Source organism: Citrobacter sp. wls714 (assembly GCF_005281025.1).
In the GTDB taxonomy this organism is placed as follows: Bacteria; Pseudomonadota; Gammaproteobacteria; order Enterobacterales; family Enterobacteriaceae; genus Citrobacter; species Citrobacter werkmanii.
The window spans coordinates 1-9,394 of record NZ_SZWZ01000081.1; the positions used below are offsets into that span (position 1 = coordinate 1).

General features: G+C 50.9%; 9 protein-coding genes and 1 pseudogene. 4 read left to right on the plus strand and 6 right to left on the minus strand.

The annotated features are described in order from the left end of the window. Window positions 1–159 precede the first annotated feature (159 nt). Entirely contained in the window at window positions 160–888 is a 729-nt protein-coding gene (gene dnaQ / locus FDX11_RS17280) for a DNA polymerase III subunit epsilon (protein ID WP_042310534.1), read from the minus strand. Between dnaQ and rnhA the strand changes: the two are divergent. Beyond that, window positions 842–1,420 (plus strand): annotated as a pseudogene (rnhA, locus tag FDX11_RS17285) (ribonuclease HI). The gene dnaQ and the pseudogene rnhA overlap by 47 nt on opposite strands. On the opposite strand, the gene FDX11_RS17290 reads toward rnhA, so the two are convergent. After that, a complete protein-coding gene (locus tag FDX11_RS17290) occupies window positions 1,417–2,139 on the minus strand; it encodes a class I SAM-dependent methyltransferase (protein ID WP_137398301.1) in 723 nt (240 codons plus the stop codon). The pseudogene rnhA and the gene FDX11_RS17290 overlap by 4 nt on opposite strands. 33 nt (window positions 2,140–2,172) lie before the next feature. On the opposite strand from FDX11_RS17290, the gene gloB reads away from it, so the two are divergent. Further along, complete coding sequence (gloB, locus tag FDX11_RS17295) at window positions 2,173–2,928, plus strand: hydroxyacylglutathione hydrolase (RefSeq protein WP_042310498.1); 756 nt, start codon at window positions 2,173–2,175, stop codon at window positions 2,926–2,928. A 71-nt stretch (window positions 2,929–2,999) separates the two neighbouring features. Then, window positions 3,000–4,358, plus strand: a complete 1,359-nt coding sequence (gene mltD / locus FDX11_RS17300; RefSeq protein ID WP_042310500.1) for a murein transglycosylase D — start codon at window positions 3,000–3,002, stop codon at window positions 4,356–4,358. A gap of 49 nt (window positions 4,359–4,407) precedes the next feature. On the opposite strand, the gene FDX11_RS17305 is transcribed toward mltD, so the two are convergent. The 3 genes from FDX11_RS17305 to FDX11_RS17315 form a co-directional block, all read right to left on the minus strand. Continuing rightward, window positions 4,408–5,178 carry a class I SAM-dependent methyltransferase gene (locus tag FDX11_RS17305; protein ID WP_137398298.1) on the minus strand — a complete coding sequence of 257 codons (771 nt, stop codon included), beginning with the start codon at window positions 5,176–5,178 and terminating at the stop codon, window positions 4,408–4,410. Window positions 5,179–5,256: 78 nt separating this feature from the next. Further along, the gene (locus tag FDX11_RS17310) at window positions 5,257–6,057 is read right to left on the minus strand and encodes an endonuclease/exonuclease/phosphatase family protein (protein WP_038637479.1); all 801 of its coding nucleotides are present in this window, start codon (window positions 6,055–6,057) and stop codon (window positions 5,257–5,259) included. A gap of 131 nt (window positions 6,058–6,188) precedes the next feature. Next, window positions 6,189–7,364 carry an MFS transporter gene (locus tag FDX11_RS17315; RefSeq protein ID WP_042310505.1) on the minus strand — a complete coding sequence of 392 codons (1,176 nt, stop codon included), beginning with the start codon at window positions 7,362–7,364 and terminating at the stop codon, window positions 6,189–6,191. Window positions 7,365–7,468: 104 nt separating this feature from the next. On the opposite strand from FDX11_RS17315, the gene yafC reads away from it, so the two are divergent. Then, window positions 7,469–8,383, plus strand: a complete 915-nt coding sequence (gene yafC, locus FDX11_RS17320; RefSeq protein WP_137398299.1) for a DNA-binding transcriptional regulator YafC — start codon at window positions 7,469–7,471, stop codon at window positions 8,381–8,383. Between the two features lie 21 nt (window positions 8,384–8,404). On the opposite strand, the gene dkgB is transcribed toward yafC, so the two are convergent. Then, window positions 8,405–9,208, minus strand: a complete 804-nt coding sequence (gene dkgB, locus FDX11_RS17325) for a 2,5-didehydrogluconate reductase DkgB (RefSeq protein ID WP_137398300.1) — start codon at window positions 9,206–9,208, stop codon at window positions 8,405–8,407. Window positions 9,209–9,394 lie beyond the last annotated feature (186 nt).

A 9,394-nucleotide genomic window follows, 5' to 3' on the forward strand; every position in this document is an offset into this window, starting at 1 on the left:
ATTCTAACCAACTGAACTACCACTCCGCGTTGTGTTCCGCTTGGGAACGAAGCGAATATTACGGATTGCCTCGCGCCTCGTCAACGCTTTTTCTCACGTTTTTAATCGTTTGCTGCAAAAATCACCCGAATGGTCATTTCTGCACTGTAATTGGGTCATCTACGCCCGCCAGAGACAACTTCCCCCCTTCTTCTGCACCAGGTCAAGCCGCGACTCATGGGCTGCTAACTCCTCATCAGTGGCAAAAACAACGCGTAGTTTGCTGGACTGCCGAACAATGCGTTGGATCCCCGTGTCATTTTGCTGCTGGCTGTCGCCTTCCATCGAGAACGCCATGGTGGTCTGCCCACCGGTCATCATCAGATAAACGTCGGCCAGAATCTGGGCATCGAGCAATGCGCCGTGCAGGGTTCGTTTACTGTTGTCTATTTCATAACGCGAGCATAACGCATCAAGGCTGTTTCGCTTGCCAGGAAACATTTTCCTTGCCAGCGCCAGGCTATCGGTTATTTTGCAAAATTCGTTGGTTTTCGGAATACCACGATTGAGCTTAGCAAACTCGTAATCCATAAAGCCGATATCAAACGATGCGTTATGGATGACCAGCTCCGCGCCGCGAATGTAGTCGAGAAACTCATCGGCCACCTCGGCAAACGTAGGCTTATCGAGCAGGAATTCGTCTGCGATGCCGTGTACGCCAAACGCTTCCGGATCCACCAGCCGATCCGGCTTCAGGTAAACGTGGAAGTTATTACCGGTCAGGCGGCGGTTCACCACTTCAACCGCACCGATCTCAATGATCTTGTGGCCTTCGTAGTGGGCGCCAATCTGGTTCATACCGGTGGTTTCGGTATCGAGGACTACCTGTCGTGTAATTCCAGTGCTCATAACGGTCATTTATGTCAGACTTATCGTTTGATTTCGATTTGCTAAAACAGGAAGTCTACCAGAGATGCTTAAACAGGTAGAAATTTTCACCGATGGTTCTTGCCTGGGAAATCCTGGGCCAGGTGGTTACGGGGCGATTTTACGCTATCGCGGACGCGAAAAAACCTTTAGTGAAGGGTACAACCTCACAACCAATAATCGCATGGAGCTGATGGCGGCAATCGTTGCGCTGGAAGCCCTGAAAGAACAGTGTGAAGTGATACTCAGTACCGACAGCCAGTATGTACGCCAGGGCATCACGCAATGGATCCACAACTGGAAGAAGCGCGGCTGGAAAACGGCAGATAAAAAACCGGTAAAGAACGTCGATCTGTGGAAACGTTTGGATGCCGCGCTGGGTCCACATCAAATCAAATGGGAATGGGTTAAAGGCCATGCGGGTCATCCGGAAAACGAACGCTGCGATGAGCTTGCGCGCGCCGCGGCAATGAGCCCCACTCAGGATGATATTGGTTATCAGGCCGAGTCTTAAGCGTCCGGTTTGCGGTATTGCCGGGTAGCGCCAACGGCCTGGCGGATTGGCGTTTTGCTTTTATTTTGTTTCATTGGGTTGAGCGTAAGCGGAATGGTGCGCTTACGTGCGACCACCAGTTGCAAACATCCCAGGGCAGGAATATGGGCGCTTAACATTTTCCCGCCCTTCTTGTTCCAGGGCAGGACATGAAAACGGCTGTAGTGCAGCACTTCAAAATTTAGCAAAGAGAGCCAGTCCAGTTGACGCATGAGGGTAAACATCCGACTGTTGTAAGGCGAGGTTTTGCGCAATATCGGCACCAGTTTACGCAGTCCCATCAGGCTTACCGGATTAAACCCGCTCAGAATCAACCAGCCGTCATCAATCAGCACGCGATCGGCTTCACGCAGTAACCGATGTGGATCGGAACACCACGGTAGCGTATGGGCCAACAAACAGACATCCACCGACTTATCGGCAAAGGGCAGATGCAAAGGATCTGCCGTTACCTGCATGGGAGACCCCAGCAAAGAAACATTTACCTGATGAGAAACCGCGCACGCTTCAGAATCGATTTCTGCGCTTAAATTACCAATTTTAAGCAGATGAAAACCGTACATTTTTGCGAACCACGGGTTAAGCTGATGCTCCAGCGCCTCACGATAGTATTCGCCCCAGGGTAAATCACCCCAGCTCACGGGCGCTACGACAGTTTGAGGGATCCTTGCCGGTTTCATCATAACCTTCCGTTTCGCTTTGAGAGGTAAGATATGAATCTTAACAGTATTCCTGCATTTCAGGACAATTACATCTGGGTCCTGTCAAACAATGACCAACATTGTCTGATTGTCGACCCGGGCGAAGCCGCCCCTGTTCTGCAAGCCATTGCAGAACATAACTGGGTGCCAGAGGCCATTCTGCTGACCCATCATCATCAGGATCACGTTGGCGGCGTGAAAGAACTCCTGCAACACTTCCCACAAATAGTGGTATACGGACCGGCTGAAACGCAAGATAAGGGAACGACGCACATAGTCGAAGATGGCGATATTGCACTCGTATTGGGGCATGAATTTAAGGTAATTGCCACGCCGGGTCACACTTTAGGACATATCTGTTACTTTAGCCAACCTTACCTGTTTTGCGGAGATACGCTCTTTTCTGGGGGCTGTGGTCGGCTTTTCGAAGGTACTGCAACGCAGATGTATCAATCACTTAAAAGAATCAGCGCTCTTCCCGATGATACTTTGATTTGTTGCGCACATGAGTACACATTAGCAAATATGAAGTTTGCTTTAAGCATCCTCCCGCACGATTCGTTCATAAATGAATATTATCGTAAAGTTAATGAGTTACGCGTAAAAAAACAAATGACACTACCCGTAATTCTGAAAAATGAGCGGCGAAATAATATTTTTTTGCGAACTGAAGATATTGATTTAATTAACGAAATAAACAAAGAAACAATATTGCAACAACCTGAAGAGCGTTTTGCCTGGTTAAGGTCAAAGAAAGATACGTTCTGACAATTCCGGGTTGCCTTTTGAAAACTTCGCCGTTATGATCGGTCGTCTTTTAAGCAACTATTGACACACACATGAAGGCAAAAGCGATATTACTCGCCTCTGTCCTGCTTGTTGGGTGCCAGAATACTGGTAACGTCCAACAGCACGCACAGAGCCTTTCTGCAGCTGGTCAAGGGGAAGCAGGAAAGTTTACAAGTCAGGCGCGATGGATGGACGATGGAACATCTATCGCTGCTGATCAAGATTTGTGGGCTTTCATTGGTGACGAGCTAAAGATGGGAATTCCGGAAAACAGCCGGATTCGCGAACAGAAACAGAAGTATTTACGCAATAAGAGCTATCTCCACGATGTAACTTTACGGGCAGAGCCGTATATGTACTGGATAGCCGGGCAGGTTAAGAAACGTAACATGCCAATGGAACTGGTACTACTACCCATAGTGGAGAGCGCTTTTGATCCTCACGCAACGTCTGGCGCCAATGCCGCAGGTATTTGGCAGATCATTCCGAGCACGGGGCGCAATTATGGTTTAAAGCAGACCCGCAATTATGATGCACGTCGCGACATTGTGGCTTCCACCACTGCCGCGCTCGACATGATGCAGCGTCTGAACAAGATGTTTGATGGCGACTGGCTGCTGACCATTGCTGCTTATAATAGTGGTGAAGGTCGCGTGATGAAGGCGATCAAAACGAACAAAGCGCGTGGTAAATCCACCGACTTCTGGTCGTTACCGTTGCCTCAGGAAACGAAGCTGTATGTGCCCAAAATGCTGGCTTTGAGCGATATTCTCAAAAACAGCAAACGCTATGGCGTGCGTCTGCCTACAACAGACGAAAGCCGCGCATTGGCACGTGTTCGCTTGAATAGCCCGGTTGAGATGGCTCAGGTTGCCGATATGGCGGGTATATCCGTCAGCAAGCTGAAGACCTTCAATGCAGGCGTTAAAGGCTCCACGTTGGGTGCCAGCGGTCCGCAATACGTGATGGTGCCAAAGAAGCATGCAGAAAAACTGCGTGAGTCTCTGGCTTCAGGCGAAATTGCAGCCGTGCAGTCAACGCTGCTCGCGGATAACACGCCGCTGAACAGCCGTAGCTACAAGGTTCGCTCTGGCGATACGCTTTCTGGCGTTGCTTCACGTCTTGGCGTGAGCACAAAAGACCTGAAACAGTGGAACAATCTGCGTGGTTCTTCCCTGAAAGTAGGCCAAAGCCTGACGGTAGGCGCCGGAACCAGCGCGCAGCGACTGGCTAACAACAGCGATAGCATCACCTATCGTGTGCGTAAGGGCGACTCGCTGTCGAGCATTGCCAAACGTCACGGGGTTAACATCAAGGATGTGATGCGCTGGAATAGCGATACGGACAACCTGCAGCCTGGCGATCAGCTAACGTTGTTTGTGAAAAACAACGGTATGCCGGACTCCTGATAACATTGTTGAAATGAAGGCACTGGTTTCCCCCCAGTGCCTTTTTTATTTATCCTGCTTTATGCGCCTCTACCATTATCGTGTCGCTGGTAAACGACCCCTCTTCCTGTAATGCAAAGTAGGCCTTCACGTCAGCAGAAGCACTCTCCTGGTATAAACGAATCGCTTCGGTCAACGCCGCAGGCGTACGCATCCGCGCAACCCACGAACTGAACTCCAGAGGCAGGCGATCAGTTAACAAGGTGTCAGCAATCAGGTTGGCGTCATTGATTAAAGACAGCCACTCCCCGCTGGAATAATTGCGTACGTGCGAGGTATCACGCAACGCTTCCACGGTTTGTAACCAGATATCACGTACAGGGTGACCCGGCGACATCACATCCATCACGATCAGTACGCCGCCGGGCTTCAGGATGCGGTTCACTTCGCGCAGCGCGCGCCCGACATCATGCCAGTGATGCGCGGAATAGCGGCTAATCACCACATCAAACGCGTTATCTTCAAATGGCAGACTTTCGGCATAACCCTGGCGCGTGGAGAGGTTTTCCAGCACCCTGTCTTTTGCCGCCTCCGCCACCACTTCAAGCATTTGTGACGATAAATCATAAGCTACGACCTGCCTGACGTGCTGCGCAGCCACAAAACTGGCATGCCCTGCTCCGCATCCCATATCCAGTAACCGGGCTTGCGGAAATGCTGACAACCTTGCGGACAGGCGTTGCAAATCGCGGCCAGAGGCATGTACCGCACTGGTCAAATAGGCATTAGCCTGAGAGCCAAACTGTTTTTCGACGTTGTCATGATGAGAGCGTGTTGTCATTGTGTTGTCCTTCGGTTGTTGTTTAATAGGAAGGGCAGCACCACTACAGGTCTGCCCTACGGCAGACCTGACACACCGTTATTGTTCAGGTTTGCCGGGACTGAATTCAACGAGTAGCGGATTGTGATCGGATGCGCGGGTGACCAGCACAGAGGCTTCACTCACGTTCAAACCACGATAGAACACAAAATCGAGAGGGCGACCAAACGCGCGTCGGCGTTGATCGTCGGTAAAGCGCACCTGGCGCAGCGACATTTCGCGCGCAAAGCGGTACAGCGCATTCATCCGTCGACGGCTCCAGGCATTGAAATCACCCGCCATGATCACCGGACCGCTGTGATGGGCAATCTGATCGCCAATAGGAAGTAACTGCTTACTATAGACATCAACGCCAAGGCTGAAATTTACCGCGTGGATATTCACCACCATCAATAAACGCGTATCAGGCAACGGGTAAACTGTCACCAACGCTGATTTCGCCAGCCGTAAGATAGGCTCACGCTCGCGCAATGGACAGCAGTAAACAGGATGGGCGGCGGAGAGCGTCATAACGCCAGAGGGGTGCTGAGGCAGCACAAAGGCGGGTACCTGGTCGGCAGCGAGATAGTTAGCGGTCGCAAACTGCACCAGTTCAGGCGTGGTTTGTGCTTCCTGCAATAACACCAGATGCGCGTCTTTGCCAAAATTTTTCAGCACCGACTGCCATTCTGCACGCTGCTGCTTAAAAATATTCCATACCAGCACGCGAATACGATCTTCACTGCTTAACGGAGCGCCTGCGGGTAATGCCTGGCCAATATGCGCAAACGAGCCTGGCGGTAAAATCCGCTCTACCGGCTGTCCGGCAACATAACGCATGGCATAGGTGTTTTTTCGCACTTTAGACTTTCAAACCTCTGTAACGTCAACCAGTCCGCAGCCGGACTGGTTCTTCTGTTATAGGGATTTTAGCACTCACTTTCAACGAACAATTGCAGTTTGTTTTGTAAGTGGGCGCTTACATCAATGATTTACCCCAGAGCAATGCGTACAGGTTTATCAAGACGACCGCTGACGCCCATCAGTAAGAAAGCCACCAGAACAATGAGGGCGCCAATCCACGGCGTCTGCGCCAAACCGTAATGCTCCACCGTTTGCCCGCCAATCACTGAACCCAATGCAATACCAATGTTAAACGCTGCAATGTTGAGTCCTGATGCCACATCTACCGCATTAGGCGTGAATTGTTCGGCTTTCTGAACAACGTAGACCTGCAAACCCGGTACGTTGCCAAAGGCAAAGATCCCCATCACCAGAATAGTGACCAGTGCGGCGTACTGAGTAGACGCGGTCACCTGGAAGACCATCAGCAGAACAAACAGCGCGGCGAAAATGAATTTCAGCGCAGGAACGGCACCATGCTTATCTGCCAGTTTACCGCCCCAGATATTGCCGATAGCCACAGATACGCCATAACCCAGCAAGATCCAGCTCACTGCTGCCGGGGAGAATCCAGCCAGATCCTGCATCATCGGCGCCAGGAAGGTGAATGCCGTGAATACACCGCCGTAGCCCAGCGCCGTAACGGCGTAAATCAGCAACAGACGAGGATGGGTCAGCACTTTCACCTGGTCACGAATGCTGGCGGCAGCCCGACCGGGGATGTTGGCCGGGATCAGCAGTTGGCTACTAATCAGCGCAATCACTCCTAACAGTGATACCGCAAGAAAAGTCTCGCGCCAGCCAAAGTGCTGACCGATAAACGTACCCAGCGGTACGCCGGTTACCAGCGCCACCGTTAAGCCGCCAAACATAATGGCGATCGCGGAAGCCGCTTTCTCTTTCGGCACCAGACTTGTCGCGATGGTAGAACCAATTGAGAAGAACACGCCGTGCGCCAGACCCGTCAGCAGACGGGCGACGATTAATGTCATATAGCCCGGTGCCTGCCATGCCAGCAAATTCCCCGCCGTAAACAAGACCATCAGCGCGACCAGTAACTGTTTACGCGGCAGGCGTCCGGTCAGAGCGGTCAGCACCGGCGCGCCAATAGCTACACCCAGCGCATAGATTGAAACCAGCATTCCGGCGGAAGGTAACGAGATCGCCAGTTGTTGTGCAATGGTCGGCACCAGGCCGACAATCACAAACTCAGTCGTTCCAATAGCGAAGGCACTTATTGTCAGTGCAAATAAAGCGAGAGGCATAAATAACTCCATAACATCAGTAATCAGATGACACGCAGTATGCCTGGATGTTTTAATGACAAAAATATTCAAAATATCAATTTAATTTTGCTTCAGGTGCAAAAATGAAAGCAACCTCCGAAGAACTTGCAATTTTTGTCGCTGTCGTGGAAAGCGGCAGCTTCAGTCGGGCGGCAGAGCAGCTCGGCCAGGCCAATTCCGCTGTCAGCCGGGCAGTTAAAAAGCTGGAGATGAAGCTCGGCGTCAGTCTGCTTAATCGTACGACCCGACAGCTGAGCCTGACAGAAGAAGGAGAGCGATACTTCAGGCGCGTGCAGCAGATACTGCAAGAAATGGCTGCAGCAGAAACGGAAATCATGGAGTCGCGTAATACTCCGCGCGGCTTACTGCGTATCGATGCGGCAACGCCGGTAATGCTGCATTTCCTGATGCCGCTGATCAAACCTTTTCGTGAACGGTATCCGGAAATGACGTTGTCTCTTGTCTCCTCAGAAACGTTCATCAATCTTATTGAACGAAAAGTGGATGTTGCGATACGCGCAGGCACGTTGACAGATTCAAGTCTGCGCGCGCGCCCGTTATTTACCAGCTATCGCAAGATTATCGCTTCACCTGACTATATTACCCGCTTTGGCAAGCCTGAGAGCGTTGAAGAGTTAAAACGGCATCTGTGCCTGGGGTTTTCTGAACCCATCTCGCTCAATACCTGGCCAATAGCCTGTAGCGATGGGCAGCTCCATGAGATCGAATGTGGGATTTCTTCCAACAGCGGAGAAACGTTAAAACAGCTTTGTCTGAACGGTAACGGCATTGCATGTCTTTCAGATTATATGATTGACAAAGAGATCGAGCAGGGAGAACTGGTGGAACTGCTGGCCGATAAGCGTCTGCCGGTAGAAATGCCTTTCAGCGCCGTTTACTACAGCGATCGTGCCGTCAGTACACGTATCCGGGCATTTATCGACTTCTTAAGTGAACATATAAAAACAGCTCCCGAAGGAGCTGTGAAAGAGGGTTAAAGGGTACAAAGGGTCAGGCAATTAATCCCACTCAGGGGCCAGACCTTCCGGACTAACCAAGCGGTCGTTGCAATCCAGTGCCGCGATCGCTGCTCTATCTTCGGCATCCAGATGCAGTTCCAGTGCCAGTAGGTTACTTGCCAAGTTTTCACGCTTGGTGGAAGAAGGGATTACTGAGTAACCTTCTCCCATTGCCCATGCCAGGATAACTTGCGCCGGAGTCGCATTATGTTTAGCCGCAATGCGTGCAATCACCTCATCTTTCAGCGCCTTACTGTAAGCCAGCGTCATGTAGGAGGTGATGTGGATACCGTGCGCTTTCGCCCAGTCAACCACCTGGCGGCTCTGCAGAAACGGAGACAGTTCAATCTGGTTAGTGGCAATATTCTCCACGCCCACTGTAGCAATGGCTTTTTCCATCAGCGGAATGGTGAAGTTTGAGATGCCAATTTCGCGAGTCAGACCTTGTTCTTTAGCTTCAAGCAATGCCTGCATAAATTCTTCAACAGACACGGCATCCCCCGGTGATGGCCAGTGGATCAGCGTAAGATCGACATAATCCGTACGAAGTTTTTTCAGGCTCTCTTTCAGGCTTGGGATCAGCTTGTCTTTGCTCAGGTTTTCAATCCAGATCTTGGTGGTGATGTACAGCTCGCTACGTGGTACGCCACTCTCAGCAATCGCCTGACCAACAGCCGCTTCATTATCATAGATTTGCGCAGTGTCGACAGCACGGTAGCCCAGTTCAAGCGCCGTTTTAACAGAAGCAATAACCACGTCGTCTTTCAGACGAAAAGTACCTAAACCGAATGCAGGGATAGTCATGAAATTCCTCTTTATTTATCAAAATGGGTTAACTGGAATCATTATGACGAACGAGAGGATCGAGGAAAAGATCGATTAAAGCAGAGGATTTTTGCTAAAACAGCAATAATCATATGGCAAGCAAAGAAAAAAGCCCTGAGCGTTAGCTCAGGGCTCTTAATAAGTGGCGGAACGGACGGGACTCGA

Coding starts and splice junctions, on each gene's coding strand:
- gloB (WP_042310498.1), top strand. CDS start 2,173: ATGAATCTTAACAGTATTCCTGCATTTCAGGACAATTACATCTGGGTC.
- mltD (WP_042310500.1), top strand. CDS start 3,000: ATGAAGGCAAAAGCGATATTACTCGCCTCTGTCCTGCTTGTTGGGTGC.
- yafC (WP_137398299.1), top strand. CDS start 7,469: ATGAAAGCAACCTCCGAAGAACTTGCAATTTTTGTCGCTGTCGTGGAA.
- dkgB (WP_137398300.1), bottom strand. CDS start 9,208: ATGACTATCCCTGCATTCGGTTTAGGTACTTTTCGTCTGAAAGACGAC.
- FDX11_RS17305 (WP_137398298.1), bottom strand. CDS start 5,178: ATGACAACACGCTCTCATCATGACAACGTCGAAAAACAGTTTGGCTCT.
- dnaQ (WP_042310534.1), bottom strand. CDS start 888: ATGAGCACTGGAATTACACGACAGGTAGTCCTCGATACCGAAACCACC.
- FDX11_RS17315 (WP_042310505.1), bottom strand. CDS start 7,364: ATGCCTCTCGCTTTATTTGCACTGACAATAAGTGCCTTCGCTATTGGA.
- FDX11_RS17290 (WP_137398301.1), bottom strand. CDS start 2,139: ATGAAACCGGCAAGGATCCCTCAAACTGTCGTAGCGCCCGTGAGCTGG.